Here is a 26,967-nt window from a genome sequence, read left to right on the forward strand (position 1 = left end):
GGCCCGCCCGGGAGGGCGCCCCCGCCCAGCCGCTGCGCCTTTGGTTTGTCGGGGCCGCCCGCCGTGGCGGCCCGCGTGAGGCCGAGGATAACGATCGAGCATCAGGGTATGATTTTCTTGGAGCATGAACCCGGAGGCGCGCCATCGAGACCACACTCCTGTTCGTGTACGGCACGCTGAAGCGCGGCCTGCGGAACCACCACCTCATGGCGGGTCAGCGGTTCGTGGCGGACGTGGTCACCGAGCCGCGGTACCGGGTGATCGACCTCGGGCCGTACCCGGGGATGGTAACCGACGCCGAGAGCGGCCTCGCGGTCCGCGGCGAACTGTGGGCCGTGGACGCGGAGTGCCTGGCGGCCCTCGACGCCTTCGAGGGGGTTCCGGACTTGTTCGTCCGCGGCCCGGTGGCGGTCGCGGGGCGGAGCGGGGACGGGTGGGCCTACTTCTGGAACAACCGCGTCCCGGCCGGGGCCGCGAGCGGGGCCCGCTGGCCCCTCGACGGGTGACACCGCCAGGAGTGATACCGGATCTGTTGAACTCGTTGTGGTCCGAGCCCGAGCGCCGAGCGAGGGTCCACGTGAACCCTCGCTCGGCGCTCGGGCTCGGACCAACACACCACGGTGCCGGTTCAATCGGACTGGGTATTACGCGGTTGGTCTGGTGGGGCGGGCGTTGGTGCCTGCCGCCAGACGCCACACGGGGCCGGCACGAGTGCCGCTCCACCAGAACTGTGCCGCCCCACGCTCGGCTGCGGAACCCCTATCGGCACGAGCCGTCACGGCCCCTCGACGACCACCTTCGGGTTCGCCGCCTTGAGCGCCGCGATCCCGGCCCGCGTCACCTTCTTGCAGCCCCGCACTGAGACCCGCGCGAGCGTCTTGAGCTTCAACTCCTTGAGCCCCGCGTCGGTCACGTCCGTCTCGTTGAGGTTGAGGTCTTCCAGCTCGCCGAGCGCCGCGAGCGCCTTCAGGCCCGCGTCGGTGATCCGCGTCTTCTCCAGCACGAGGGCCTTGAGCCCCTTGAGCTTGGCCACCTCGCGGAGGCCCTCGTCGCCGAGCCGCACGCGCGCCAGGTTGAGGTGCGACAGCTCGAACCCGGCGAGGTGCTGCATCCCGTCGTCGTCCACCCGCGTGTCCTCGAGGTTCAGGTGCCTCAGCCGCGAGAGCCCGGCGAGGTCCTTGAGCCCGTCGTTGCTCGTGCGGGTGCCGCGGAGGTCGAGCCGCTCGACCCGGCGGAGCCGCCCGAGGGCCCGCACGCCCGAGTCGCTGAAGTCGGTCTGCCCCAGGTGGAGGTTGACGAGGTCCGCCAGCGCGGCCAGGTCGCCGGCGCACGCGTCGGTCACCTTGGTGGAGTTCAGGTTGAGGGTGAACAGCTTCTTGAGCGGCAGCAGGTCCTTCACCCCCGCGTCCGTGACCCGCGTCTTCTCGAGGTTCAGCGAGAGCAGTTCCTTGGCCAGGCCCAGGTCGCGCACCCCCTTGTCGGAGGCCCCGCCGCACCGGCTCAGGTCGAGGGCGCGCAGCTCGGGGAACTGGTCGAGCTGCCGCAGCGCGTCCGACTTCATCTTCGCGTTCGACAGGTCGAGCACCCGCAGGTCCTTGCAGGCGACGAGTTCCTTCAGGCCGTCCTCGCTGACGGTCAGGCCGCTCAGGCTTACGAGTTGCAGGTTCTTGTGGCCCCCGAGCGCCTTGAGTGCGGCGTCGCCGGCCCTGGCGCCCCGCAGGTCGAGCCCGACCGCCGCCTCGGACCGGGGCAGCCGGGCGAACAGCTTGTCGTCCGCGGTGGCGAAGTGGAACACCGGCATTTTCTTGGCCGCCGGGTCGAACCTTTCCGCCTTGAACTGGACCTCGCCGGTCTCGGTGACCTCGTAGGTCTGGACCTCCCCGCCCAGCCGCTTGTACGCGGCGAGGGTGGCGGCCAGGTCGAGTTCCGGCCCCTTCTTCACCTGCGCGCCGGCCGCCGTTCCGCCGAGGAGGAGGGCGAGGCCGAGCAGTCGGGGGAGGGCGCGGTTCATGGGCGGGTCCGTGCGGGGGCCGGGGTGAGTGTGCTTGAGTGTAGTGCGGGTCCGGGCGGAATGGTAGCGAGCGGGCGCTCGGGAACTCACGGTTTCTCGCCGGGCAGCGCGCGCAGCGCCTCCTCCAGCGCCCGGGCCTCGCCGGGGGTGAACCGGGTCTGCTCCGCGAGCGCACGGAGGTCGCCGGGCAGCGCAACGGGCGTGCTCGGGGTCGGGAGCCTGTCCACGCCGAACGTCGAGTCGGACGCGATGCCGAGCGCGTCGAACCCCTTCGGGTCCGGGACGAGTTCGGCCGCGTCGATCGCGTTCGGGCTCATCCGGACCGCGGGGAGGGTGGCGAAGCACCCGCCGGCGTCCAGCGGCCACAGCACCACGTTGAGGCGGCCCGTGGCGGCGTCCACCAGCAGGGCGTACCGGTAGCGGACCAGCCGGTTCGCCTCGCCGCACCGGAACCAGACCGGGGTGTCGAGCAGCGCGAACGTCGGCCCCTGAACGACGACCACCGCGAGCCGCTGCGTCTGGTACCCCTTGGTGAGGATCTGCCGCGTGATCCAGTCGAGGCGGACCCCGTGGGCCGCGGCGGTCTCGGGGGTGACGACCACGTCGCGGCCGCCGACGGACGTGCCCAGGCCGAGGCCGACCGCCCGCAGGTGGTAGCGGGTCTCGGTGCCCCGCGTCTCGGGCCGCACGTCGGCGGCGAACGCGGTGAACATCCAACGGGTCATGCGGACCGTCTGGGACCGGGCGAGTGGGGGCACCTGCGCCTCGGTCCCGGGCCGCACCCGCGGCAGGCTCTTGATGACGAGGTGCGACCAGCCCTCCGGCGGCCCGGTGCCGACGACGGTCCCCGGCGCGAGCGCCTCGGGCGCCCGGGCGGTGACCTCGTAGTCGGCGGCCCACACGGGCACGGGCGCGGCGGCCGGCCACAGGTACCACGCGCCGGCTCCGACGATTGCACCGGCCGCGCCAACGAGGAGCAGGGCGGCGCGGCGGCCCGGCACGAAGCGACCCAGGCGGCGGCCCGGCACGAAGCGACCCAGTCTGCTCATTCGGCCCGGCTCCTTGGGCGCACGCGGTCTCTTGCGACGCGGGGTCATTATGCGGCACGGGCCGGGGCGGTTCCACCCCTCCGGTGTGGGCGCGGCGCTGAGCTTGTGGCCGCCCACCCCGGGGACATAAGATGCGCACGGGTATTCCGAAGTCGCGCTGCGAGGGGACAATGTTCCGCAGACTGTTCGCCCTCACCGGGCTGCTGATCGCCCTCGCGGGAACGGGGGTGTTCGTGGCCATCGCCGTGCAGGTGTGGCGGGTGAAGGCCGAGGTGAACCGGCAGACGGCCGAGCTGGCGGGGCGGGCTAACCAGGCCGGGGACGCGGCCGGCCGGGCCGTCAACTTCGTCGGCGACGTGATCGACCGGGCCCGGGCCGAACTCACCACCACCCGCATCTCGACCAGCGCCCCGGAGCCGGTCCGCGTCAACCCGTTCGTCCGGATGACCGCGCGGCAGGCGTCGATCGACCTGGCCGGCTCGCTCGAGCGGGCGCTCGGCGCGGTGGTCACCGCGTCGGACACGGTGATCGTCGCCGAGACCGCCCTCGACATGGTCAGCGCCGACCCGCGGCTCAGTCAGGCGTTCGGGGTGAACACCGACCAGATCCACCAGACCCGGACCGCCCTCACCTCGGTCGCCGGCGAGTTGCGGCAGGCGAAGAGCATCCTGGGCGTGCCGGTGCGGACCGACAGCGAACTGCCGAGCGCCGAGCAACTCGACGCGGTGGACCGGGCACTACAGATGGCGGAGCAGTTCAAGGCCGAGATGGCGCGGCTCGTCGGTGTGGCCCGGGTGCGGGTGAACGAGACGCGGCAGTTGATCGACGTGTGGGCGCTGCGGCTGGCGGTCGCGGTCACGGCCCTGAGCGTGCTCGGGGCCGTCGGTCAACTCTTCATGGCCCGGTTCTGCCTGCGGAAGTTGCACGAGCTCCCGGCGTGACAGTGAAGAGTGTTGGGAGTGTTGCTGTGTCGGAGAGTGTTGATCTTCCTCGCCGCACTGCGGAGCGGGTGTGACGAGTACCAAACGCAGGAGCCGCGGGAAGTCCCGCGGCTCGAAAGAAGCTGGTGGCCGTGTTCAGTTCCGCTGCACGGCCTGGAACAGTTCGCTCATCTTCATCCCGAGCGCCAGGCAGATGCGGTACAGGGTCTCGATGCTCGCGGAGTTCTTCCCGAGTTCGATCTGGCTGAGGTAGCCGAGCGAGACGTTGGTCCGGTCGCTCATGTTCGAGAGGGTCAGCCCCAGGGCCTTGCGGCGCTCACGGATCGCGGTGCCGAGCGCCTCGCGGAGCGCGTCCTCGGTCATCCGGAGGAGCCCCTTGCCCTCCAGGCACCGGAACACGATCTCGCGGAGCTGGTCGACCTGGAACGGCTTGGTCAGGTAGTCGTAGGTGCGGGCGCGGAGGCAGTTCAGCGCGCTGTCGACCGACGGGTACCCGGTGACGACGACGATGTTCGCCTCGGGCTGGGTGTCGCGGATCCAGGCGAACACCTGGTCCGGCTCCAGGCCGGGGAGGACGTAGTCGAGGACGATGAGGTGGTACTGGTGCGGCTGCGCTAGGGCCGACTCGACGAGCTGCGGGTCGGACACGACGTCGATGATGAAGTCGCGGTTCGACAGCGCGGCCTGGATGACCGAGCACGTGGCGGGGTCGTCGTCGAGGACCAGGATCCGGATGTCGCCGGACGACTGCAGCTCGCGCATCCCCGGCTGGGTCTTGTGGCCGGCGTGCGCGAACGCGGCCTTCGTGCCCTGGGTCACGGGTTCTTCAACGTCGAAGGGCATGGGTGCTTAACCTCTTACTACGGTAGCGCTCGCGGGTCCGGCCGGGGCGCCGGTGGGGGCCGGGCGGCCGGGGGCGAGCGGAAGGACCACCCGTACAAGCGTCCCCGGCCCCTTCGGGGCCGGCTCGATCTGGATCCCGCCCCGGTGGACGCACAGCACGCGGTACACGATCGCCAGGCCGAGCCCGCGGTGCCGCACCTTGGTCGTGTAGAACGGGTCCACGAACAGGCGGCGGCGGACCTCCGGCTTGATCCCGGTCCCGGTGTCGGCGATGGTCACCAGCAGGTGCGGGCCGGTCCCGGGCTTGCCGAGGAAGCTGGGGGCGTCGGCGTCCGTCAGGTCGACGACGCGGGCCGCGACCCGCACCGTCCCGCCCTGCGGGCACGCCTCGACGCCGTTCTCGATCAGGTGCGCCAGCGTCGTCTGGAGCAGTCCGGCCTCCATCGCGACCGGGGGCAGGTTCGCGGGCACGTCCTTCTCGAAGTAGTGGTTCGAGAGGCTCAGCGCCCGCAACCGCACCTCTTCCTTCGCGAGCACCGCGGCGACGGCCGCGGGGTTCGGCTTCACCTGCCCGCTGCGGCTCAGTTGGTGCAGCTGCTGGGTGAACACGATCCCGCGCTGCCCGACCTTGCTGATCTCCGCCACGAACTTCGCGGCCTGCGACCCCGCGGTCAGCAGGGGCGTGGCCAGGTCGGAGAACCCGATGATCCCGGTGAGGATGTTGTCGAAGTCGTGGGCCATCCGCCCGGCGATGACCGCGGCGTCGGCGAGCCGCTGCTCGAGCCGGTCCGAGTCGATCCGCGGGGTGACCACCGCCGCGAGGGCCGGGGACCGCTCCACGATCTTGGCCGTCAGCACCAGCGCCGTCCGGTCCGCGTCGGTCCACGGGGCGTCCGCCCGCTCGGCCCACAGCACGCCCATCACCCGGCCCGGGGGCTGCACCCCTGTGAACACCCGGCCGGTCGTCTCGGGGACCGGGAAGGCCGCGGTCGCCTCGCCGATGCGGACCCGGCGGAGGGCGTCGGGCACCTCGGGCGGGGCCGGCCCGTCGGCCACACCCCCGCCGCGGACCGTTCGCACCACTGTCGTCGTGTCGTCGGACCACGCGAGCCCGCAGGCCTGCCACCCGCACGCCTTCGCCCACCCCGCCAGTAGCGTTCCAAGGGTGGTCGGGCTCGTCGTTTCCTGCCACCAGTTCGGCACGAACGCCGTCAGCGCGGAGAGCGTGCCAGGGTCCGACATTCCGGCCGCTCCTTCGGGGACGTAATGGCCGAGCGATAAGTTTGGCCGTACCTGAAATTCAGGGCGTCCAACTGTATCTAGAACGGGCCTGAACGAAGTCAACTCGGGAACGGGCTGGTGGACGGGTGGTTGTGAGGAAAAATCTGACAGCACAGGAAGGGCGAAACACCCCATCCGGAATGGGGACGGGGGGTTCCGTCCGGCGCGAGGTTTCGGCTGGCGGAGTGGATTTCGACTTCAGAGGATCACGGTTCCTTTTTCGGTTCGGGCTTCTTTTCGATCTTGTTGATGGCGGCCTTCACCGCGTCGCGGACCTTCAGGTGCGGATCGCTCAGCCGGACCCGGAGCGCCTTGATCGTCTCCTGGTCCGCGATCAACTCGTTCCCCAGCGCCCCGATTTCCTCCACGACGGCCATCCGCACCTCGTAGTCCGGGTCCGCGAGCAGCGCCAGCAGGTCCCTGACCCGGGCCTTGACCCCGGCGGGGCCGACCGCCGAGCCGAACCCGCGGACCGCGTCGACCCGGACGTCCTTGGCCTTGTCGGTCGCCGCGATCTTGTACAGCGCGTCGGCGGCCCCGGCCGCCGCGGGACCGAAGCCCCCGAGGGTCCGCACCGCCCGCCGCCGCAGGTCGTCCTCCGGGGCCGCGAGCAGGGCCGCCAGGGCGGTCACCACCTCGGGCGACCTCTCGCCCAGGAGCCCGATCGAGGTGACGAGTTCGACCCGCATGTCCGGGTCCTTCTCGGTCGCGAGCATCTTGGCCATCGTCTCGGCGATGGTCGCCGACCCCTCGGGGGTGATCCGCCCCAGGGCGATGACCGCGGCCCGCTTCACGGCCCGGTCGTCGTCGGTCAGGAGCGGGGCCAGGCCGGCGGCGGCCGACTTCCCGTCGGTCCCGGTCGTGCTCAGCGCCTCGGCCGCGGCCACGCGGGTCGCCGGCTCGGGGTCCTTCAGGGCCGCCGTGAGTTCGGGGACCGCCATCTTCGCCACCCGCGGGAACCGGCCGATCGTTTTGGCGATCTCCTTGCGGACCCGCGACTCCTTCTCCTTGCCCAGTGCGTCCACCAGATCCTTGACCGCGAGGTTCTCCTTCTTCTCGATCAGGTACAGCACTTCCGCCTCGCGGAGCCCGCCGAGGACCAGCGCCGCCTGCGTCCGGACCGCCGCCGACGTGTCGAGCCGCAGAGCCCGGCCGATGTAGAACAGCCCCTGGTCGTTTCGCTTCTCGGTCCACGCCTTCGACAGCGCCTCGACGGCCAGCGCCCGCTTCCGGGCCGACTCGTCCTTGGTGACCGTCTCGACCCACGCCGACACCTTCTTCCCGTCGATCTCCGGGTCGCTCGGGTCGTCCGCCCGGCCCGGGGCCAGGTCCGCGGTCAGCGCCAGGAGCAGCAGCGACGCGGTCACCGAGACGAGGGTGCGGACCATGGGAGTGAGCCCTTGCGGCGAACAGGCGGGCGACGGACTTACGCGATGATATGACGCCCGGCGCGGCGCGGTCAAACAGTTTCGGCCGCCGGTAACGCCCTTGGTTTGTTTAAAGTCCCGGAGGGACGACAGTCCGTAGCCCAGGGTGCCAACCCTGGGGCCGAGAGTGCGTGCGGAGCGGTTGAAATCGTGGATCTTTCTCGGCGTTCACCCGATATCAGTTGTCGAGTGCGCGGGAGGCCGTCCCGCGGCCCGCTCGCAGCGCGCCGGCGGAGGTCATAGAATTCGGGTACCGCCGGCCAGACAGGGGAGAGGATGAGCAGCAGCAGTTACAACCTGACGCACCTCAAGGCGCTCGAGGCCGAGAGCATCCACATCATCCGCGAGGTCGCCGCCGAGTTCGAGCGGCCGGTGATGCTGTACTCGATCGGCAAGGACTCGGCCGTCATGCTGCGGCTCGCGCAGAAGGCGTTCCACCCGGGCCGGCTCCCGTTCCCGCTGCTCCACGTCGACACGACCTGGAAGTTCCGGGCGATGATCGAGTACCGCGACCGGTACTGCCGCGAGCAGGGGCTCGACCTGAAGGTGTGGACCAACCAGGACGGGCTGGCCCAGGGGATCAACCCGTTCGACAGCGGGTCGAAGAAGCACACCGACGTCATGAAGACGGTGGCACTGAAACAGGCGCTGAACCACTACCAGTTCGACGCGGCGTTCGGCGGGGCGCGGCGGGACGAGGAGAAGAGCCGGGCCAAGGAGCGGGTGTACAGCTTCCGCGACAAGCTCCACCAGTGGGACCCGAAGAACCAGCGGCCCGAGCTGTGGAACGTCTTCAACGGGAAGATCAACAAGGGCGAGAGCATCCGCGTGTTCCCGCTCAGCAACTGGACCGAACTCGACATCTGGCAGTACATCTACCTCGACAACATCCCGATCGTGCCGCTGTACTTCGCGGCCGAGCGCCCGGTCGTCGAGCGGGACGGCACGCTCATCATGGTCGACGACGATCGCATGGAGAAGCGGCTGCGGCCCGGCGAGAAGCCGGCGATGAAGCGGGTGCGGTTCCGCACGCTCGGGTGCTACCCGCTCACCGGGGCCGTCGAGAGCGCCGCGACGACGCTCCCCGAGATCATCGAGGAGATGATCCTGGCGAAGAACTCCGAGCGCCAGGGCCGCGTCATCGACCACGACGAGTCGGGCTCGATGGAGCAGAAGAAGCGCGAGGGGTACTTCTGAGTGCCCCCGAGTCCGGCGTTTGCACTGTGGTCCCCAGGGTTTGCACCCTGGGCTACGCACGGTCGTCCCTCCGGGACTCAGGGCATTGAGCCCCCGAAGGGGGCGGCAGTCCGTAGCCCAGGGTGTCAACCCTGGGTCCCTTGGGTGTAAACATGCAAGCCGCTGACCTGGGCCAGGAAGACATCCACACGTACCTCGCGCGGCACCAGAAGAAGGAGCTGCTGCGGTTCCTCACGTGCGGGAGCGTGGACGACGGCAAGAGCACGCTCATCGGCCGGCTCCTGCACGACACGAAGATGATCTACGAGGACCAGCTCGCCGCCGTGAAGCGCGACAGCGAGAAGGTCGGCACCACCGGGGCCGGGGAGATCGACCTCGCGCTGCTCACCGACGGCCTGAAGGCCGAGCGGGAGCAGGGCATCACCATCGACGTCGCGTACCGGTACTTCTCGACCGACCGCCGCAAGTTCATCATCGCCGACACCCCCGGCCACGAGCAGTACACCCGCAACATGGCGACGGGCGCGTCGACGTGCCAGCTCGCCATCATCCTCATCGACGCCCGCCACGGCGTGCAGACGCAGACCCGCCGGCACTCGTTCATCGTCTCGCTGCTCGGCATCCGGCACGTCGTCGTCGCCATCAACAAGATGGACCTCGTCGGCCACTCGCAGGAGGTCTTCGAGCGGATCCGGGCCGAGTACACCGGGTTCGTCGCCAAGCTCGACGTGCCCGACATCACCTTCATCCCGATGTCGGCGCTCAAGGGCGACAACGTCGCGACGCGAAGCGACAAGACGCCGTGGTACCACGGGCCGTCGCTGCTCGATCACCTCGAAACGGTCCACATCGCGAGCGACCGGAACCTCGCGGACCTGCGGTTCCCGGTGCAGTACGTGATCCGCCCGAACCTCGACTTCCGCGGGTTCGCCGGCACCCTCGCGTCCGGCACGGTGCGCACCGGCGACGAGGTCATGGTGCTGCCGTCGGGCAAGCGGAGCCGCGTGAAGTCGATCGTGACCTACGACGGCGACCTCGACGAGGCGTTCGCCCCGCAGGCGGTAACGCTGACGCTGACCGACGAGGTGGACGTCAGCCGCGGCGACATGCTCGTGCGGCCCGACAGTCCCCCGCACGTCAGCAGCCAGATCGAGGCGATGGTGGTGTGGATGGCCGAGCAACCGCTCGTGCCGGGCCGCACGTACACGCTCAAGCACACGACGCGGCAGGTGTCGGCCGAGGTCGGGGCGTTCCGGTACGGCGTGGACGTGAACACGCTGGAGCACCGGGCGGTCGCGCGGCTCGGGCTCAACGAGGTCGGGCTCGTGCAACTGAGCCTGACGCACCCGCTCGCGTGCGACCCGTACCGCACCAACGCCGCGACCGGCGCGTTCATCCTCATCGACCGGCTCACGAACACGACGGTCGGGGCCGGGATGATCCAGGAGGCCGGCCCCACGCGGCAGGCCGAGGCGGTGGCGACCGCGAAGACCCGCGACAGCCTCGTCGCGCCCGCCGAGCGCGAGCAGCGCTTCGGTCAGAAGCCGGTCACGGTGCTGCTGGTCGGGCTCACCGGCAGCGGCAAGAGCCGCATCGCCTACGCGCTGGAGCGCAAGCTGTGGGACGAGGGGCGGGCGGTGACGGTGCTGTACGGGCAGAACATGCGGCACGGGCTGAACCGCGACCTCGGGTTCACGGCCGACGACCGCTCCGAGAACCTGCGCCGCTCGGCCGAGGTGGCGAAGCTCATGAACGACGCCGGGGTCATCACCGTCGCCGCGTTCGTGGCCCCGCACGCCGCGGTCCGCGAGAAGGCGAAGCAGGTGATCGGTGCGGACCGGGTGCTAGAGGTGTATTGCACGGCCCCGATGGAGGTGCTGCGGGCGCGGGACCAGAGCGGCGCGTACAAGCTCGCCGACGAGGGCAAGATCGCCCAGATGCCCGGCGTGACGGCCGCGTTCGAGGAGCCGAAGTCGCCCGACCTTGTGCTGAACACCGACCAGCTCGACGTCGATGCGAGCGTCGCCCGCATCATCGACCTGCTGAAGGCCAAGGGCTACGTGCGGTAACGAGGCGTGCGGATCGCCGTAGGGCCGGCTGTGCCGGCCGCGGCTTGTTACGCGGCCGGCACAGCCGGCCCTACATCAGGTACCGCTTCGGGATCTCGGCCCCGGCGACGTAGCTCAGCTTTCCGATCTTGCACATCTGGTAGACGTGGACGCGGAAGTCGGGGCAGGTGCTCACGAGGCAGTAGGCGTCGGTCGGGGTGAACCCGTAGTCGGTCACCAGCCAGTCCATCAGGTTCACCGTCGCGGTCTCGACCGCGGTTTCGAGCGGCTTGTCGGCGTACACCGAGACGATCGACTCCGGCTTCACGATCCGCACCCACGGCACCCGCTTCTTCTTCACCACCTCCATCCGCAGGCGGACGGTCGCCTTCGTCTCGGCGGCGGTGCCCGTGAACTCCGTGTCGCCCTGGCTCGCGTGGACGTCGCCGACGTACAGCAGCGCGCCGGGGTGGTACACCGGCAGGTGCAGCGCGTTGCCCGGCGCGAAGTCGCGCACGTCGAGGTTCCCGCCCCACGCCCCCTGGCCGTCGAGGCTCGTCACCACCTCGCGGTCCGGGCACACGCCCAGCGTGCCGACGAACGGCGTGATCGGCCACGAGATCTTGTCGCTGAAGTGCAGCGTGCCGTCGCGGGTCGTGCCGCTCGGTCCGGGGGTGTGGCGGAAGATCTTCGTCGTGTAGTCGCCCGACAACTCGGGCCACCGCGTCGACTCGCCGAGCGGGCCGCGCCGCGGCCCGATCGCCACCCACGAGTAGTCGTCCACCACGATGTCCTCGATGGTCACGACGACCACGTCGCCGCGCTCGGCCCCCTCGAGAAAGACCGGCCCGCCGATCGGGTTCGCCATCGGCGGGGTACGGTCGAACCCGGGGCGCTTTCCCGGCACCGCCTTGTCCGCGGGCGTCTTGAAGTACCCGGTGCTCGCGTCGTAGGTCTCGATCTCGAACGACTCGCCGGGCTCCACCCGCAGGAGCGGCTCGTCGCGCCAGTCGAACGCGTACTTCCGGGACTGCTCGCGCGTGATCCGCTGCATGTGGGCACCTGGCGGGGCGGGGGAGGGGGGAACGTGAGTGCAATTGTAGATTCCGCTGCGGAACGTGACGCGGGCGGTGCGGCCGTGCGGGTTTTGCTCATTGTGCGGGTGCGGCCGCACCGATAGCAGAGACGCGAGCTGACACGCCCGGAGCCAGACACGATGCGCGCCCTCGTTCGACCGGTCCGCGTGCTGTTCCCGGCGGTGCCGGCGGTCGCTCTGCACCCGGCCGAGCGAGCGGTTGCGGTCCTGGTCGTCGTTACGCTGGTGCTGCGGCTCGCGTGGGCGGCGCTGCTGCCCGCGAGCAACGACGAGGCGTACCACTACCTCTACGCGACGCACCCGGCACTCAGCTACTTCGACCACCCCCCGCTCACGGCGTGGCTCGCGAAGCTCGGCATCGTGATGTGCGGGGGGCGGGTGCATGAACTATCGCTGCGGCTCGCGTTCACGCTACTCTTCGCCGGCTCGACGCTCGTGATGTACCGGTGGGCGGCCCGGTGGCACGGCCCGTGGGCCGGGTTCTACGCCGCGCTATTGCTGAACCTGAGCGGCTACCACGCGGTCGCCGGCGGGCTCGCGCTCCCCGACGCGCCGTTCCTATTTTTCGCACTCTGCACGATGGCCGCGCTCGGAGAGGCGCTGGTAGCGCGGCCCGGCGCGGTGCGGCCGTGGGTGTGGGTCGGGCTCGCGTTCGGCGCCGCACTCCTCAGCAAGTACCACGGTGCGTTCCTGCCGGCCGGGGCGGTGCTGTACTGCCTCGTCACGCCCGGTGCGCGGCGGGTGCTGCGCTCGCCGGGGCCGTACCTCGCGGTCGCCATCGGGTTCGCGCTGTTCACTCCGGTGCTCGTGTGGAACGCCCAAAACGACTGGGCGTCGTTCCGCTTCCAGGGCGGACGCGCGGCGGGCGGCGGGTTCGACCCGACCGGGCTCCTCGCGGTGGCACTCGGGCCGGTCGCGTACCTGCTCCCGTGGGTGTGGGCGGTCCTCGCGTGGCAGCTCGTGAAGTTGGTGCGTCACTGGCGGTCGGTTGCGGGAGCCGACCGCCTCGCCGTCTGCCTCGCGGTCGTCCCGCTCGCGGCGTTCACGGTCGTCGGGTGCTCGCGGTGGGTGCTGCTCCACTGGCCGCTCATCGGCTACGTCGCCCTGATGCCGGCGGCCGGGGCCGCGATGGCGCGCTGGGCCGACCGCAACCCGGTGCGCTCGCGGTGGGCGGTCGCTGCGATGACGGGCCTTCTCCTGAGCATCGCGGGAGCGGGACTCGCACAGGCGAAGTTCGGGGTGTTCGACTTCGAGGTGGCGGGGAAGGACCCGCTGACCGACGCGAGCGGGTGGGACTCGGTCGCGGACGAACTGGAGGCCCGCGGGTTGCTCGCCGAGCCGAACACGGCCGTCGTCACGATGCGGTGGTACGACAGCGGGCAGCTCGCGTTCGCGCTGCGGGAGCGGGTGCCGGTGCTGTGCTACAACATCGGCGACGCCCGCGGGTTCGCGTACTGGAGCCACCCCGACGACTGGGTGGGCTGGAACGCGCTCTACGTCACCACCACCGACAACCCGGACGAGCCGCGGATCATGGGGATCGTGTTCCGCAGCGTTGAGCCGGTCGCGTCGTTCCCGATGACCCGCGGCGGGAAGCCGTTCCGCACCGTGTTGGTGTACCGCTGCACCGGCCAGATCAAGGGGTTCCCGTACACGTACCGGCGGATCGAAGACAGAAGAGAGTGATCCACAGATTATGCAGATGGACACAGATTTGAAATCAGAGGACAGAAGTCAGAGATCAGTCGAAGACCAGAGTTATGGTCCTCTGTCCTCTGTCTGAAAATCTGCGTCCATCTGCGTAATCTGCGGATCAACACTCTTCCTGATTGGCCTCACCCCAGCGCCACGGTCTTGCCCGGCTTGAGGTCGGCGACCTGCAACTCGATCTTGCGGCTGCCCTTCCACGCGTTGATTTTCGGGGTGAACGCGAGGCAGCAGTCGCCGCCGGCGCTCAACAGCTCCTCCATGCGGTCGGCCATGTTCCACGCCACGCACCGCATCGTCGTGTCGCCCTGGCGGACGCGGAAGTCGAGGTGCTTCTTGGCGTCGCCGGCCCCGATGAGCCGCGCACCCTCAGCCTTGAGCCCCGCCGCCAGGAACCGCGGCCGCGGGTTCCCCTCGCCGTAGGGTTCGAGCTTGTCGAGGTCGCGGAACAGGCCGAACGTGAGCGCCGAGAGCGGCACCTCGGCGTCGAGTTCGAGCCGCGGGGCCGGCGCGCCGCCCGGGAACTGCTTCGCGACGTAGGCGTTGAACCGGTCGCGGAACGCCGGGACCCGCTCGGAGCGGATCTTGAACCCGGCCGCCTTCGCGTGCCCCCCGTGCCCGTCGAGCAGTTCGTCCATCGCCTGGAGCGCGACGTTGAGCGGGAACCCGGTGATGCTCCGGCCGCTCGCGGTGGCGACCGCGTCCTTGTCGCGGTTCTCGGGCAGCGCGATCACCAGCGCCGGCTTGCCGTAGTGGTCCACGAGCCGGCTCGCGACGATGCCGATGACCCCGGCCTTCCACTCGTGCGACGCGACCACGATCGCCGGGTCGTTCGCGAAGTCGAGGTCCACCATCTCCTTGGCCTGCTGCGTGTACTTCCGCTCCATCGCCTGCCGCTGCCCGTTCTGCCCTTCGAGGAACTCGGCCGCGGTCCGGGCCGCGCTCGGGCTGTTCGTGGTGAGCAGGTCCACGGCGATGCGGGCGCACCCGAGTCGCCCGGCCGCGTTCAGCCGCGGGGCCAGCTTGTACCCCACGTCCTCGGAGGTGACCGCGTCGTCGGCCTTGATGCCGGCGGCCTCCATGAGCGCCCGGAGCCCGACCGACGGGTTGGTGCGGATCCGCTCCAGCCCGTGCTTCACGAAGATGCGGTTCTCGTCGCGGAGCGGCACCACGTCGGCGACGAGCCCGAGCGCCGCGAGCCCGACCCCGTCGAGCAGGATCTCGCGGACCTCGGGCGGGACGCGGTCCGACCCGCAGCACCTCTGGGCCACGGCCCACGCCACCTTGAACGCGACCCCGGCCCCGCACAGGTCGCCGAACGGGTAGCTGCCCCCCGGCAGCCGCGGGTGGACGATCACGGCCGCGTCCGGCAGCATCGGGCCGTCGAGCCCGACCTTCATCTCGTGGTGGTCGGTGACGATCAGCTCCAGCCCGAGCGCCTTGGCCTCGTCGGCCTCGGCGACGCTGGCGATCCCGCAGTCGACGCTCACGACCACCGACACCCCCGACTGCGCCAGGTCCTTCAGCCGCCGGGCGTTCAGGCCGTACCCCTCGGAGATGCGGTCGGGGGTGTGGTACGTGACGTCCGCACCGAGTTTGCCGAGGAGGCGGAGCATGATGGCGGTGCCGGTCACGCCGTCCACGTCGTAGTCGCCGTAGATGCACACCCGCCGCTTCTCGATCACCGCACGCGCGATCCGCTCGGACGCCTCGGTGACCCCGGGGAGCGTGTGCGGCGGGTGCAGGCCGGCGAGCGGGCACTCCAGGAACCGCCGGGCGGCGGCCGGCTCGCGGACCTCGCGGTTGAGCAGGAGCTGCGCCACGACGGGGGAGATGTTCGCCGCGGCCGCGAGCCGCTGCGTGGCGGCCGGGTCGTGCGGGCGGAGATGCCAAACCTTGTCGGTGCGGGGCACGGCGGCGCTCCTGGTGGCGGGGTTCACATATAGAAACGCATGTCCACCGCCGGGGCAAGGGCAACCCGTTCGGGACCGGAGGAGCCGCCGAGCGGAGAGCGGACGGAACAACCGGTGCGTCTCGATCCTCTCTCCCCATTTCCCGGTCCCCCCCGCTCCCCCTCTCCTCGGCGTGCGGCCAACTGGACCCAAACAGCAGAGAGCAAGCAGACGGTGGGACCGCGCGTCAATTCGGCCCACCTGCTGACATTCCCTACGGCCGGCTTCACGGCGGGTTCCCGCGGGGTCGATCCGAAGTAACGGGAAAACAACCCCGGCGGTTGCCGGTACCCACTCTCTCTGGCAGGAGGAACACCTTGAACGCAGCTCTACTGGTCCTGACCTCTGCTCTCGGTGCGGGCGGCGACGTGGTCCCCGCCGGGTGGGGTGAGGCGCCGCCCGCGATCATCCAGGCCGGCGGGTGCGCGTGCGCCGCCCCCGCCCCCTCGTGCGACCCGTGCGCGTCGAAGCCCAAGCTCCTCGACCGGATCAAGGCCCGGTGCGCCCCGAAGTGCAAGGCCGAGAGCGCCCCGGCGTGCGACGCCTGCGCCGCCCCGGCCCCGGCCTGTGACGCTTGTTCCAAGGAGAAGATCGGGTTCTTCGACAAGCTGAAGGCCCACTGTGCCAAGAAGAAGGAGAGCGCCCCGGCGTGCGACGCCTGTGCGGCCCCGGCCCCGGCCTGTGACACGTGCGACCCGTGCGCTGAGAAGAAGAAGATCGGGTTCTTCGACAAGCTCAAGGCCCACTTCGCCAAGAAGAAGGAGTGCGCCCCGGCGTGCGACACCTGCGGCACCGTCGGGGCCGCCCCGGTCGCCGGCTGTGCCACCCCCGGCCCGGTCGTGACCCCGCCGGCCACGAAGGACGCCCCCAAGGAGATGCCCAAGGTCAAGGACGCCCCGAAGGACGCGCCGAAGGGCATCAGCCTGCCGCTCCCGCCGGCGGCCGCTCCGGCCCCGGTCACGCTCCCGGCCCTGCCGGTCGTGCCCAGCTCGGGAATCAAGCTGTCGACCCCGAACAGCCCGTACTGACCGGATTTCCGACACCCGCCCGGGTGGGACCCCTGCCTGTCGCGGCTCGGACGCCGCCACGCGGGAGGCCGCGAGAAGTGAGGACCGCCCGACCCGGCGCTCTTGCTCCTCGCGGCCTCCCGCGGTCATTTTTTCGGTGCCTCCCGACGGTCCGGTCCTTCAAACGGGCGACTTTTTCTCGGAACCCACCACTCCGGTCTTCCAACCGATTCTGCCCGCATTAGGATTGTCGAGGGGGGCGGTTCGGGGGCGACGGGGCAGGGCACCGGGGGCGGTGCCCGGAAGAGAGTACACGGATGAACGCTGTCACGGTTGGTCCGGGTGCCGATCTGGCGAACAAGATCGCGCGCCTCGTGGAGGAGCGCGGCTGGAATCAGGAAGACTTCGCTCGCATCTCCCAGTTGAACCGGCACACGGTCCGGCAGATCCTGCACAGCGGCCCGAAGCGGCGGCTGCGGAACGCCACCGTGAGCCAGTGCGCCGACGCGCTCGGCGTCACCGTCAGCGAGCTGCGCAACCTCCCCCTGGAGCGGCTCCTCCCGCGGATGCACGGCAAGCCGCCGGCCGACGAGGAGGCGCTCAAGCTCCTCTACGAGCGCGCCTCGCTCCCCGACCTCGTCAACTGGCTGGAGCGGAACCGGGAGCGGGCCGCCGCGCTGCGGTCCGAGGAGATCCAAGAGCTCCTCGAGATGCAGGCCCCCGGCGGGCCGCTCCAGATGATGGGCGTCGAGAACTGCGTGGACCTGCTCGAGCGCCGCCGGCTGCTCGTCTGCCAGGTCCGCGAGATCGCCGGCACCGAGTACCTCGAACTGCTGGAGCAGCTCGTGCGGCTCATGTACGAGAAGGTGAAGCCGCAGCGCCCCGAGCGCGGCAAGGCGTGACGCCGCGACCGCGTCGTTCCGTCACCACTCGGGTTCTTCCCCAGCCCCCCACTCACGGGGGCGCACCTGGGCCATTGCGGAAGGCATCGGTGCGTCGGGCTCGTCTCACCACTTGCGACCGCGTGGGTGCGAATCAGCGACTCTCCCCATCTGGCTCGGCCCCTCCCATCGTCCACCCAAATGACTCATGCGGAGCTCGCATTTTTGCGCCCGCGAGATGATAAGCCACATTTGAAGGCGATTCCTCCAAGACGGCATCTCATTCGCACCGAATTGTAACATTTAGGTCACACCGCGGAATTGGCCCCTAAGTAACCTGTTACGAGGGAGATTTCCTTGTTTCCGTGTTAACGTCCCGTGAACGCGGGACTAAGATTGGTGGGCGTGGTGGTGGCCTCAATCGCTTCTTTCTCTGCCGCTGCGCCATCCATCGCCCGCTCTAAGAGGTGCCCTTATGTCTCTCCGCCCGCTCTCCCGGAAAGCGTTCACGCTGATCGAGTTGTTGGTGGTGATCGCGATCATCGCGATCCTCATCGGCCTGCTCCTCCCCGCGGTCCAGAAGGTCCGCGAGGCTGCGGCCCGCACCAAGTGTACGAACAACCTCAAGCAGATCGGCATCGCGCTCCAGGCGTACCACGACGTGTACCTGAAGTTCCCCGTCGGCCAGCAACAGGACGACATGAACGCCTGGGGTTGGGGGACGGCTATCCTCCCCTACGTCGAACAGCAGAACCTGTATAACAACCTACAAACCGACACGGCCAACTTCCTGCTCATCAATCCGGGCGGCGGATTGAACGTACACCCGTCGCTGCCGTCCGGCACCACCGGCCTCGACACGGGTGGAGTTCCGACGACAGCGTGTCGGGTCAACACCACGGCGGGTGGGGGTGCTGCCAAGGCGGTTCTGAGCGTGTTCATGTGTCCGAGCGATTCGTGGGCCACGACCACGACCAACGGGTACGGCAAGTCGAACTACCTCGGCAACATGGGCAGCGACACTACCGCTGGTGTGTTCAACAGTTGGTCGTCCCCGACTGGCGCGACCATGAACGGCATCCTGCTGCACTCCAATAACAATGACCGAACTTGGCCTGTGACGATGGCGATGGTCACGGACGGTACCAGCAACACCGCCGCGGTGGGCGAGGCGACCGGGAGCAAGAACAGCACCCTGTACGCGATCACTGAGACCAACCGGTTCCCGATCTGGGCCGGCGGCAACCCGAGTTGCTCGGGTCAGGGCGCACAGCACAATGCGTTTCGGATCATGGACGCGGCGTACCCCGTGAACTCGCAGGACACGGCCACCGACACGGCAACGTCGAACGGCGGTGCTGCCAAGAAGATGGACCGGGCATTCAGCAGCCAGCACACTGGTGGTGGCAACTTCGCATTCGTAGACGGTTCTGTGCGATTCATCACCAACGGTGTCAACTCTGACGGGTATCGAGCTGCCGGAACTCGTAACGGCGGTGAGACCTTCCCGCTGAACTGACCGGCACGGCATCTGCATTCCACGACCCCGGGCGGCCTACCGTCCGGGGTCGCTTGAATTTGCGCCATATGCAGCTCATCTTGCGTGGCAACCGCACAAGTGTAAGGTGAGATTAGAGCGGCGGTAGCTTCAGAGCCGCGCCGCGATTCATTCGTTCGCACGGTTACCCTACCCTTTCCGTCGCTTCATCCGTCTGTCCTCGCTCCCCGAGGTGTCTCATGCCGCTCTCTCTTCAGCGTCCCAGGTCGGCGTTCACGCTCATTGAGTTGCTGGTGGTGATTGCGATCATCGCGATCCTCATCGGTCTGCTCCTCCCCGCAGTCCAGAAGGTGCGTGAGGCCGCGGCCCGCGCCAAGTGCTCCAACAACATCAAGCAGATCGCTCTGGCGCTGCACGGCTTCCACGACGTGTACACGAAGTTGCCTCCGGGGTGCGCCCGTGAAGGTTACGGCGACACCGCCGGCCATGCCGCGGCTTACTGGTCGTACTTCATCCTGCCGTACATCGAGCAGGGGCCTCTTTTCAACACGATCCCGCAAACGTTCCCGCCGGACTGGTCCGGGACGGCGCTGACGGCGCTCCAGGCGAAGGTGCCGACCTACCGGTGCCCGTCGACGACCGACCTGGAGACGTACGACGTGACCGAGGGTGGGGTGTCAATCACCGGTCGCCCCGCGGTGAGCTACGGGGTGGTGATGTCCGGGTGCGTTGGCAACCCGACGACGCCGACCGGAACGTACAACGGCTCGGGCGAGAACCACAACCACATGGACGACGGGGGCAACGGAGGACTCGGGACGTTCGGAAGGCGCTCGCCCCACGGTCGGTTCGATGGCACGTTCAATCAGGGTTCGGAAGTTCGACTCACGGACATCACGGACGGCACTAGCAACACGGTTGGTCTCGGCGAGCGATACCGTCGGTTCTCATCAGGCTTCACCTCGGGAGGGTACTGGGGGATCGGTGGCCCCTCGGTGCAGAACACGCACCCGAAGTTCGGCGGCTCGCTCGGCGTGGCGATCAACGGGGGCGGGACGAACGACTCGCTGCTATTCACCGGGTTCAGCTCGCGGCACACGGGCGGGGCGAACTTCGCCATGATGGACGGGAGCGTGAAGTTCCTGACCGACGCGACCTCCGACCTCAACCGCCGTGGGCTCGCGACCAAGTCCGGGGGCGAAACCACTACCGATAACTGAGGACCGGGCACCCGCTGCCCCCGCGACTCCGCGAGTTGCGGCGATTGAAACCGGCGGCAGGAAAGTTCACTTACCCCGCCGCGCGCCGCTCACATCCATCACCCGAAGCGGCCGACGAGCCCTCTGATTCCGGCATCGCTGGAATCAGAGGGCCGCTCCATTTCTCATGAATGAGACCCGCCGCGCGGTGGTATATTATTATCGTTGGTGCGACCCCAGGCGCACGCTTGTTCTGGGGCTCATTTCAGAAAGCTCGCACTCATGTGTCGCTCATTCTTCTCGGTTCTCGTTTTCCCTTTGATCGCGCTCGCGGGGTGCGGTGCGCCGGGCGCGAAGGTCACCGGCAAGGTGACTGCCGACGGCAACCCGGTGCCGGGCACCATCCAGTTCAGCCCGTTGGGGCAGGGGGCCGATAACACCGGGCCGAGCGCCGCGGTGCCCCTCGGGCCGGACGGAAGTTATTCGCTCGAGTTGAAGTCGGTCGGCAAGCACCGGGTGATCGTCAGCCCGTCCGACCTCCCGTACCCCGTCCGGCCCGGGCACGAGTACAAGTACGACCTGACCCCGACCGAGCACGACGTGAAAGCAGGGGACAACGTCATTGACGTCCCCCTCAAGCCCCTCCGGAAGTAGCGGGTTCCTCATCCGCCCGCTCGATTATTTCTCATACGCGAGGTTTCGCCGTGGTAAACAGATCCCGTCCGAAGTTTGGGTTCACGCTCATCGAGTTGTTGGTCGTCATCGCCATCATTGCTATCCTCATCGGGCTCCTGCTCCCGGCGGTCCAGAAGGTCCGCGAGGCGGCCAGCCGCATGAAGTGCCAGAACAACCTGAAGCAGATCGGCATCGCGCTGCACGCGCACCACGACACGCTCCAGAAGTTCCCCCCGGGATACGCCCGGTCGCGGCTGGCGGACCAGTCCCCGCCGGAGTCTCCGGTGACGTTCTGGTCGTACTTCATCCTGCCGTACATGGAGCAGGGGGCCCTGTTCAACCGCGCCCCGCTCGTGCTGACCCCGAACTGGACCGACGGCGGGAACTACCAGTCCCTCGCCGAGGCGCAGGTGTCGATGTTCCGGTGCCCGTCGACGACCGACCAGCCGACGTACAACAGCCAGGGGATCGCGGCCCGGTACGCGATCAGCTACGCCGCCAACCAGACCGGCGACGTCGGCCCGGACTCGGTCAACGGGGGCGGGAGCGAGTGGGCGGCCCACATGGACGACAACCTCAGCGGGGCCAACGGCTCGTTCAACATCCGCGGCTCGGGGAACCTGTACCGGTTCAACGGGGCGTTCGGGTTCAACACCGAGACCAAGATGTCGTCGATCACCGACGGCACGAGCAACACGCTCGGCGTCTCGGAGCGGTACCGGGTGTCGGAGTCGTTCGACGGGTACACGGCCAACGGCGGCGGCACGTGGGCGATGGGCAGCCCCAACAACAATAACTCCGTGCAGCAGTCGGTGGGCTCGACGGCCGTCCCGTTCAACTACAACGTGACGAACGACGACCCGGCCAAGAGCCGCACGGCGCTCGCGTACAGCAGTCGGCACACGGGCGGGGTGAACGCGATGTTCCTGGACGGGAGCGTGCGGTTCCTGACGACCAGCGTGACCGGCCCGACCCGCGTCGCGATCGGCACGATGGCCCAGGGCGAGGCGTTCACCCTCGAATGATGCGCTGATTCAGACTTGGCGAGCGGCCGGGGCGAGCCCCGGCCGCTTCTGTTCCCAACACGTCTCGACGCGGCCCGCACCCACCTCCGGCGGCCGAATATCCATGGGAACAGTGGCTCGCCCGCGACCCGGACCCGCGCCCACCGGCGCTCCCGGGAAGCGTGTGCTAAAGGTATGGTGTCCCGCGTGCCGGCGGACCCCAGGACGGTCGGGCGAGTATGGCCTTCGACTTCGACACACTAGAGGTGGGGCTCGCCCTGTCGGGGACGCCGCAAGCGGCCCGGGAGATCCTCTCCGTCGGGTTCGAGGCGGTCGTCAACATCTGGGACACGAACCACCCGCCGTACCTCGCGGGCCTCCCGCCCCTCATCAAGGTCCTGCAGCAGCCCATCGAGGACGGCATCCCGGCCCCTGTCGCGTTCCTCCGCCGGGCCGCGCTCGAACTCGCGCACTTCCAGCGCCGGAACCTTTGGACCCTCGTCCACTGCCAGCAGGGGCAGTCGCGCAGCGCGACGCTTGTGGCCCTGTACTGGATGGGCCGCGACGGCGTCTCCTGGGACGACGCGGTCGCCCGCATGAGGGCCGTGCGGCCGCAGGTCCAGCCCCACCCGAAGCTCGTGGACGGGCCGACCCGCGACGCGGTCGTCCAGTCGGTCCGGCGGTACCTCGCGGGCGACGAGGCGGAGCTGCGGCGCGCCCGAATGGAGGCCGAGGACCTGCGGCTGGCCGACGAGGACCGCGGGCCGCCGCACGCCGCGAAGACCTGGAGCCTGATCGAGACCGGGCTGGGGTGCGGCAGCGCGCCGCTCCAGCCGGCGGAACTGGACCGCACCGGGTTCACGCGGCTGCTCAACGTGGCGGGCGGCGAGATCAGCGGGTTCGGGATGCGGCTCCCCGAGGAGGTCGAGGCGGTGGAGCTCGCCCTCGCCGAGACGAGCCCGGTGCGGTCCGACGTGCTGGCCGAGGCCGTGTGGTATGTGCGGGCGTGGCGGCAGGCCGGGCACGAGGTGTTCGTGTCCTGCACCGACGGGAAGTCGCGGTCGGTGCTCGTGGTGGCGCTGGCGCTGATGCTCGACCGCGACTGGGACTTCGCCGGCGCGATGTGGTACATCCGCAAGCGCCGCCCCGGCGCGTGGCCGCGCCCGCAGATCCTCGAGAAGCGCCCGGTGCCCGACCTGCTCGCCGCGTGCCGCGAGTTCAAGCCGGACGTCGAGTCATTCGTGTAGTGCGTCGAGCACGCGGCGGAAGTTCACCACCTCGACCGGGAACGCCGCCCCCGCGATCACCGTCGGGAAGTACCGGTCCACCCACCCGCGGTCCGCGGCGGCGGCCCACGGCGTCCCGGCCGGCGCGTCAATCGACTTCAGCAGCACGAGTCGCTCGGCCGAGTAGTCGCGCGCGATGCGGGCCGCGATGCTGTCGGACGTGACGTCCCACGAGTGCGGCACGGCGCAGCGGTCGAGCGCCGGAAAGCTCACTCGGTCGGAGCCGAAGCCGATCAACTCGTGCAGGAACTCGCCGGCCAGTTCCATCCCGCGGACCGCGAGCGCGTGGCAAGCGTCGTCGCCGAGCGCGTGGGCCGCGTCGAGCTTGCGGATCGCTTCGACGATGTCGCCGCCGCCGGGGACGAGCCACACCTCGGCCGGCGCGAGCGAATCGAGATAGGATTTGAAACCCGGCCCCAGTAGCGGGTGGTCGTACAGGCTCCCGCCGACCTTCACGACGATCATGGTTGCGTCCCGCAGTTCTCGCACCGGAACGAAGGCGGCGTGCCCGACTACTTCGGCACCCGCGTCACCTGCTCCAGCACCGACTCGATGACCAGGATGAGTTGCACGCGGCGCTCGACGCGGTAGTCGGCCTCGACGCACTTCTCGATCAACTCCAGCAAGCGGTCCGGGCCATGCCGCTCGGCGAGCGCCCGCAGGCGCGGCTCGTCGGCCGAGTCGAGGCCGGTGACCTCCGACCCGAGCGCGAGCCGCAGCGCCTGCCGCAGCGCGTCCACCAAGAACCCGATCACCACCGACGCCCGCGTGCGCTTCGCGGCCGAGTCGTCGCCCGCGTCCTCGACGAACTTCTGCCACGTCTCGGCGAGCCTCGCGAAGTTCGGCCGCTGCGAGGTGACCCCGGCGATCAGCGTCTCGCGGACCTGCCAGATCGCATCATCATCGAGCGCGACCGCACGCGCGACGCTCCCGCCCGCGAGCCGCGCGAGCCGCTCGCGCCGGGCCGGGTCGGTGACCCCCTCGGATTCGAGCACCTTGGCGACGTCCGCGGCGCTCAGCGGTTGGAACCGCACCACCTGGCACCGCGAGAGGATCGTCGGCAACTGGCGGTCGAGCCCGGTCGCGATGAGGATCAGCACCGCCCCGGGCGGCGGCTCTTCGAGCGTCTTGAGGAAGCTGTTCGCGGACTCGTTATTGAAGTCGTCGGCGTCGATCACCACGCCGACGGTGCGGTTGCCCCGCGACGGCTTGCGGGCGAGCTTGGCGCAGAACGCCCGCATCTCGTCGACGGGGAGTTCCTGCTTCCCGGCGGGGGTGCGGAGCGTGTGGTAGTCCGGGTGCGTCTCGGCCCCGACCTGCGCGCACCCCGGGCACGCGTCGCACGCGGTCAGCGGGGCCGGGGGCCGCTCGCACAGCAGCGCCTTGGCGAGTTCGCGGGCGAACAGCCGCTTGCCGACGCCGTCGGGGCCGACCAACAGGAAGCTCTGCCCGAACCGGCCGGCCGCGAACGCGCCGCGGAACGACTGCTGAACGTCGGCGTGCCCGCGGACGCGATCCCACGACATGGCGGTTCCTTCCGAGGTGGAGTGCGTGCCGCTCGCTCACGTTGCCGCACGCTGCAGCGTGATGACAACGTACTTCGACGTCGGGGTGTTGCTCACCGCGGCGACGCTGTCGAGCGGGACCAGCACGTTCGCCTCGGGGAAGTACGTCGCGGCCGAGCCCCGCGGGATGTCGTACTCGATGACCACGAACCGCGGGGCCGTGCGGGTCTCGCCGCGGAAGTGGCTCACGAGGTCCACCGCGTCGCCGGCCTTCAACCCGCGCTCGCGGACATCGTCGGCGTTGAGCAGCACCACGCGGCGGCCCTGCGAGATGCCGCGGTAGCGGTCGTCGAGGCCGTACACCGTCGTGTTGAACTGGTCGTGCGTGCGGATCGTCATCATCACCAACTGGCCCGGTTCGAGCCGGTTCGCCGCGGCCGGGTTCACGGTGAAGTTCGCCCGGCCGTTCGGTGTCGTGAAGCGGCGGTCGCGGGGGCCGTTGGGCAGGTAGAACCCGCCCGGCCGCCGCACCCGCTGGTTGTAGTTCGTGAACCCGGGGATCACCCGCTCGATGCGCTCGCGGATGCGGTCGTAGTCGGCCACGAGGTTCAACCAATCGATCGTGCTGCGCTTGCCGAGCGTCGCGGCCGCCATGCGTGCGACGATCGCCGGCTCGCTCAGCAGGTGCGGCGACGCGGGGGTCAGCTTCCCCTGCGACTTCTGCACCACGCCCATCGAGTTCTCGGTGGTCACGAACTGCACCCCGCCGGCCTGCCGGTCGGTCTCGGTGCGGCCGAGGCACGGGAGGATCAGCGCCGTGCGGCCCGGCACGAGGTGCGAGCGGTTCAGCTTGATCGAGACGTGCGCCGTGAGCCGGCAGTTGCGGAGCGCCGCGGCGGTGGCGGCGGTGTCCGGCGTCGCCGAGAGGAAGTTGCCGCCGAGCGCGACGAACACCTTCGCCGTGCCGTCGCGCATGGCCCGGATGCCGTCGACCGTGTCGTGCCCCGGGAGCCGCGGCGGGTCGAACGCGAACTCCTTGCCGAGCGCGTCGAGGAACTGAGCCGACGGCTTCTCGTAGATCCCCATCGTGCGGTCGCCCTGCACGTTCGAGTGCCCGCGGACCGGGCACAGCCCCGCACCCGGCTTCCCGATCGCGCCGCGGAGCAGCATCAGGTTCACGAGGTCGCGGATCGTGCCGACGGCGTTCGGCGTCTGCGTCACCCCCATCGCCCAGCACGCGATGATGCGCTCCGACGCGGCCATCTGCTTCGCGACGTCCTCGATCTGCTCGCGCGAAACGCCCGACTGCTCGACGACGAAGTCCCACGGCACGGCCTCGGTCGCGGCGCGCAGGTCGTGGAACCCTTCGGTGTACTCGGCGACGAACGCCCGGTCGATCGCGGTGCCGGGCTTCTCGACGTCGAGCGCGAACACCGCCTTCATCAGCCCTTGCAACAGCGCCGCGTCGCCGCCGACCCTCACGCGGAGGTAGGTGTCGGTCAGGGGGGTGCCGAACCCGAGCATCCCGCCGACCTCCTGTGGGTTGCGGAACGCGAGGAGCCCCGCCTCGGGGAGCGGGTTCACGGCGACGATCTTCGCGCCCGCCCGCTTCGCCTTCTGGAGCGCCGTGAGCATCCGCGGGTGATTGGTGCCCGGGTTCTGGCCGATGACGAGGATGAGCTGCGCCTTCTCGAAGTCGTCGAGCTTCACCGTGCCCTTGCCGATGCCGACGGTCGGCCCGAGGGCCGAGCCGCTCGACTCGTGGCACATGTTCGAGCAGTCGGGCAGGTTGTTCGTGCCGAACTGGCGCACGAACAGTTGGTACAGGAACGCGGCCTCATTCGACGCGCGGCCCGAGGTGTAGAACAGCGCCTCGTCGGGGCTCGCGAGCGCGTTCAGTTCGCCGGCCATGAGCGTGAAGGCGGCGTCCCAGGCGATCGGCTCGTAGTGCGTCCCGCCGGGCCGCAGCACGAGCGGCTCCACGAGTCGGCCCTGCTGCCCGTGCCAGTAGTCGGTCTGCTGCGCGAGGTCCGCAACGCTCCACTGCGCGAAGAACTCGCGGCCGATCTTCCGCGTGTCGGCCTCCCACGCGATCGCCTTCGCGCCGTTCTCGCAGAACTCGGTCCGCGACCGCACGTCGTCCGGGTCGGGCCACGCGCAGCTCGGGCAGTCGTACCCGCTCGACTGGTTGAGGAGCATCAGCGCCCGGGTGCCGCGGAAGAACCCGGCCTCGCCCCAGACGTGCGCCATCGACTTGACGACCGCGGTGAACCCGGCCGCGGCGGTCTTCGGGTGCCCGACGCTCAGCGTGTCGGGCTCCGGGGGGCAGGTGCCGTCGTGGGTGGTCATGTGAGAAGGCC

22 protein-coding genes are annotated in these 26,967 nt (G+C 69.6%); 12 read left to right on the top strand and 10 right to left on the bottom strand.

Features of this window, described 5'->3' with window-relative positions:
• Positions 1-164: 164 nt before the first annotated feature.
• The gene (locus ACTIGN_RS32570) at positions 165-506 is read left to right on the top strand and encodes a gamma-glutamylcyclotransferase family protein (protein WP_439631846.1); all 342 of its coding nucleotides are present in this window, start codon (positions 165-167) and stop codon (positions 504-506) included.
• 269 nt (positions 507-775) lie between these two features.
• On the opposite strand, the gene ACTIGN_RS32575 is transcribed toward ACTIGN_RS32570, so the two are convergent.
• Entirely contained in the window at positions 776-2,011 is a 1,236-nt protein-coding gene (locus ACTIGN_RS32575; protein WP_439631848.1) for a leucine-rich repeat domain-containing protein, read from the bottom strand.
• A gap of 86 nt (positions 2,012-2,097) precedes the next feature.
• On the bottom strand, positions 2,098-3,060 hold the full coding sequence (locus ACTIGN_RS32580; protein WP_439631850.1) for a hypothetical protein: 963 nt from the start codon (positions 3,058-3,060) through the stop codon (positions 2,098-2,100).
• A 170-nt stretch (positions 3,061-3,230) separates the two neighbouring features.
• On the opposite strand from ACTIGN_RS32580, the gene ACTIGN_RS32585 reads away from it, so the two are divergent.
• Complete coding sequence (locus tag ACTIGN_RS32585; protein ID WP_439631852.1) at positions 3,231-4,001, top strand: hypothetical protein; 771 nt, start codon at positions 3,231-3,233, stop codon at positions 3,999-4,001.
• A 135-nt stretch (positions 4,002-4,136) separates the two neighbouring features.
• Here ACTIGN_RS32585 and ACTIGN_RS32590 read toward each other — a convergent pair whose 3' ends face one another.
• The 3 genes from ACTIGN_RS32590 to ACTIGN_RS32600 form a co-directional block, all read right to left on the bottom strand.
• A complete protein-coding gene (locus tag ACTIGN_RS32590) occupies positions 4,137-4,844 on the bottom strand; it encodes a response regulator (protein WP_439631853.1) in 708 nt (235 codons plus the stop codon).
• Positions 4,845-4,850: 6 nt separating this feature from the next.
• Positions 4,851-6,086, bottom strand: coding sequence for an ATP-binding protein (locus ACTIGN_RS32595; protein ID WP_439631855.1), 1,236 nt, complete (start codon positions 6,084-6,086; stop codon positions 4,851-4,853).
• Positions 6,087-6,331: 245 nt separating this feature from the next.
• Positions 6,332-7,513 carry a HEAT repeat domain-containing protein gene (locus tag ACTIGN_RS32600; RefSeq protein WP_439631857.1) on the bottom strand — a complete coding sequence of 394 codons (1,182 nt, stop codon included), beginning with the start codon at positions 7,511-7,513 and terminating at the stop codon, positions 6,332-6,334.
• Between the two features lie 315 nt (positions 7,514-7,828).
• On the opposite strand from ACTIGN_RS32600, the gene cysD reads away from it, so the two are divergent.
• The gene (gene cysD / locus ACTIGN_RS32605) at positions 7,829-8,749 is read left to right on the top strand and encodes a sulfate adenylyltransferase subunit CysD (RefSeq protein WP_439631859.1); all 921 of its coding nucleotides are present in this window, start codon (positions 7,829-7,831) and stop codon (positions 8,747-8,749) included.
• A 152-nt stretch (positions 8,750-8,901) separates the two neighbouring features.
• Entirely contained in the window at positions 8,902-10,818 is a 1,917-nt protein-coding gene (gene cysN, locus ACTIGN_RS32610; RefSeq protein ID WP_439631861.1) for a sulfate adenylyltransferase subunit CysN, read from the top strand.
• A 70-nt stretch (positions 10,819-10,888) separates the two neighbouring features.
• Here the strand turns inward: cysN and ACTIGN_RS32615 are convergent, their stop codons facing one another.
• Complete coding sequence (locus tag ACTIGN_RS32615) at positions 10,889-11,851, bottom strand: acetamidase/formamidase family protein (protein WP_439631863.1); 963 nt, start codon at positions 11,849-11,851, stop codon at positions 10,889-10,891.
• A gap of 162 nt (positions 11,852-12,013) precedes the next feature.
• On the opposite strand from ACTIGN_RS32615, the gene ACTIGN_RS32620 reads away from it, so the two are divergent.
• Positions 12,014-13,579, top strand: a complete 1,566-nt coding sequence (locus ACTIGN_RS32620; RefSeq protein WP_439631865.1) for an ArnT family glycosyltransferase — start codon at positions 12,014-12,016, stop codon at positions 13,577-13,579.
• A gap of 149 nt (positions 13,580-13,728) precedes the next feature.
• On the opposite strand, the gene recJ is transcribed toward ACTIGN_RS32620, so the two are convergent.
• Positions 13,729-15,513 carry a single-stranded-DNA-specific exonuclease RecJ gene (gene recJ, locus ACTIGN_RS32625; protein WP_439631867.1) on the bottom strand — a complete coding sequence of 595 codons (1,785 nt, stop codon included), beginning with the start codon at positions 15,511-15,513 and terminating at the stop codon, positions 13,729-13,731.
• A 356-nt stretch (positions 15,514-15,869) separates the two neighbouring features.
• On the opposite strand from recJ, the gene ACTIGN_RS32630 reads away from it, so the two are divergent.
• From ACTIGN_RS32630 to ACTIGN_RS32660, 7 genes are all read left to right on the top strand, one after another.
• Positions 15,870-16,580, top strand: a complete 711-nt coding sequence (locus tag ACTIGN_RS32630) for a hypothetical protein (RefSeq protein ID WP_439631869.1) — start codon at positions 15,870-15,872, stop codon at positions 16,578-16,580.
• Between the two features lie 296 nt (positions 16,581-16,876).
• A complete protein-coding gene (locus tag ACTIGN_RS32635; protein WP_439631871.1) occupies positions 16,877-17,461 on the top strand; it encodes a helix-turn-helix transcriptional regulator in 585 nt (194 codons plus the stop codon).
• Positions 17,462-17,915: 454 nt separating this feature from the next.
• Positions 17,916-18,959 carry a DUF1559 domain-containing protein gene (locus tag ACTIGN_RS32640; protein WP_439631873.1) on the top strand — a complete coding sequence of 348 codons (1,044 nt, stop codon included), beginning with the start codon at positions 17,916-17,918 and terminating at the stop codon, positions 18,957-18,959.
• A 218-nt stretch (positions 18,960-19,177) separates the two neighbouring features.
• A complete protein-coding gene (locus tag ACTIGN_RS32645; RefSeq protein WP_439631875.1) occupies positions 19,178-20,158 on the top strand; it encodes a DUF1559 domain-containing protein in 981 nt (326 codons plus the stop codon).
• Between the two features lie 261 nt (positions 20,159-20,419).
• Positions 20,420-20,791, top strand: a complete 372-nt coding sequence (locus ACTIGN_RS32650; RefSeq protein ID WP_439631877.1) for a hypothetical protein — start codon at positions 20,420-20,422, stop codon at positions 20,789-20,791.
• A gap of 50 nt (positions 20,792-20,841) precedes the next feature.
• A complete protein-coding gene (locus ACTIGN_RS32655; protein ID WP_439631878.1) occupies positions 20,842-21,837 on the top strand; it encodes a DUF1559 domain-containing protein in 996 nt (331 codons plus the stop codon).
• 218 nt (positions 21,838-22,055) lie between these two features.
• Positions 22,056-23,063: a dual specificity protein phosphatase family protein gene (locus tag ACTIGN_RS32660; RefSeq protein ID WP_439631880.1), complete on the top strand. Its 1,008-nt coding sequence runs from the start codon at positions 22,056-22,058 to the stop codon at positions 23,061-23,063.
• On the opposite strand, the gene ACTIGN_RS32665 is transcribed toward ACTIGN_RS32660, so the two are convergent.
• From ACTIGN_RS32665 to ACTIGN_RS32675, 3 genes are read right to left on the bottom strand one after another with little or no spacing between them, the layout of a single operon-like run.
• On the bottom strand, positions 23,052-23,567 hold the full coding sequence (locus tag ACTIGN_RS32665) for a hypothetical protein (RefSeq protein ID WP_439631882.1): 516 nt from the start codon (positions 23,565-23,567) through the stop codon (positions 23,052-23,054). The two genes, ACTIGN_RS32660 and ACTIGN_RS32665, sit on opposite strands and share 12 nt — an antisense overlap.
• Before the next feature lie 47 nt (positions 23,568-23,614).
• The gene (locus tag ACTIGN_RS32670; RefSeq protein WP_439631884.1) at positions 23,615-24,628 is read right to left on the bottom strand and encodes an ATP-binding protein; all 1,014 of its coding nucleotides are present in this window, start codon (positions 24,626-24,628) and stop codon (positions 23,615-23,617) included.
• Between the two features lie 36 nt (positions 24,629-24,664).
• A complete protein-coding gene (locus ACTIGN_RS32675; protein WP_439631886.1) occupies positions 24,665-26,956 on the bottom strand; it encodes an FdhF/YdeP family oxidoreductase in 2,292 nt (763 codons plus the stop codon).
• Between the last annotated feature and the right edge of the window lie 11 nt (positions 26,957-26,967).

It is taken from the genome of Gemmata sp. (assembly GCF_051859125.1).
GTDB lineage: Bacteria > Planctomycetota > Planctomycetia > Gemmatales > Gemmataceae > Gemmata.

Bases quoted from the DNA above. Each gene is read 5' to 3' on its own strand.
- ACTIGN_RS32600 (WP_439631857.1), bottom strand. From the start codon at position 7,513: ATGGTCCGCACCCTCGTCTCGGTGACCGCGTCGCTGCTGCTCCTGGCG.
- ACTIGN_RS32640 (WP_439631873.1), top strand. From the start codon at position 17,916: ATGTCTCTCCGCCCGCTCTCCCGGAAAGCGTTCACGCTGATCGAGTTG.
- ACTIGN_RS32660 (WP_439631880.1), top strand. From the start codon at position 22,056: ATGGCCTTCGACTTCGACACACTAGAGGTGGGGCTCGCCCTGTCGGGG.
- ACTIGN_RS32620 (WP_439631865.1), top strand. From the start codon at position 12,014: ATGCGCGCCCTCGTTCGACCGGTCCGCGTGCTGTTCCCGGCGGTGCCG.
- ACTIGN_RS32635 (WP_439631871.1), top strand. From the start codon at position 16,877: ATGAACGCTGTCACGGTTGGTCCGGGTGCCGATCTGGCGAACAAGATC.
- cysN (WP_439631861.1), top strand. From the start codon at position 8,902: ATGCAAGCCGCTGACCTGGGCCAGGAAGACATCCACACGTACCTCGCG.
- ACTIGN_RS32615 (WP_439631863.1), bottom strand. From the start codon at position 11,851: ATGCAGCGGATCACGCGCGAGCAGTCCCGGAAGTACGCGTTCGACTGG.
- ACTIGN_RS32650 (WP_439631877.1), top strand. From the start codon at position 20,420: ATGTGTCGCTCATTCTTCTCGGTTCTCGTTTTCCCTTTGATCGCGCTC.
- ACTIGN_RS32645 (WP_439631875.1), top strand. From the start codon at position 19,178: ATGCCGCTCTCTCTTCAGCGTCCCAGGTCGGCGTTCACGCTCATTGAG.
- ACTIGN_RS32590 (WP_439631853.1), bottom strand. From the start codon at position 4,844: ATGCCCTTCGACGTTGAAGAACCCGTGACCCAGGGCACGAAGGCCGCG.
- ACTIGN_RS32585 (WP_439631852.1), top strand. From the start codon at position 3,231: ATGTTCCGCAGACTGTTCGCCCTCACCGGGCTGCTGATCGCCCTCGCG.
- ACTIGN_RS32665 (WP_439631882.1), bottom strand. From the start codon at position 23,567: ATGATCGTCGTGAAGGTCGGCGGGAGCCTGTACGACCACCCGCTACTG.
- ACTIGN_RS32595 (WP_439631855.1), bottom strand. From the start codon at position 6,086: ATGTCGGACCCTGGCACGCTCTCCGCGCTGACGGCGTTCGTGCCGAAC.
- cysD (WP_439631859.1), top strand. From the start codon at position 7,829: ATGAGCAGCAGCAGTTACAACCTGACGCACCTCAAGGCGCTCGAGGCC.
- ACTIGN_RS32670 (WP_439631884.1), bottom strand. From the start codon at position 24,628: ATGTCGTGGGATCGCGTCCGCGGGCACGCCGACGTTCAGCAGTCGTTC.
- ACTIGN_RS32580 (WP_439631850.1), bottom strand. From the start codon at position 3,060: ATGAGCAGACTGGGTCGCTTCGTGCCGGGCCGCCGCCTGGGTCGCTTC.
- ACTIGN_RS32675 (WP_439631886.1), bottom strand. From the start codon at position 26,956: ATGACCACCCACGACGGCACCTGCCCCCCGGAGCCCGACACGCTGAGC.
- ACTIGN_RS32575 (WP_439631848.1), bottom strand. From the start codon at position 2,011: ATGAACCGCGCCCTCCCCCGACTGCTCGGCCTCGCCCTCCTCCTCGGC.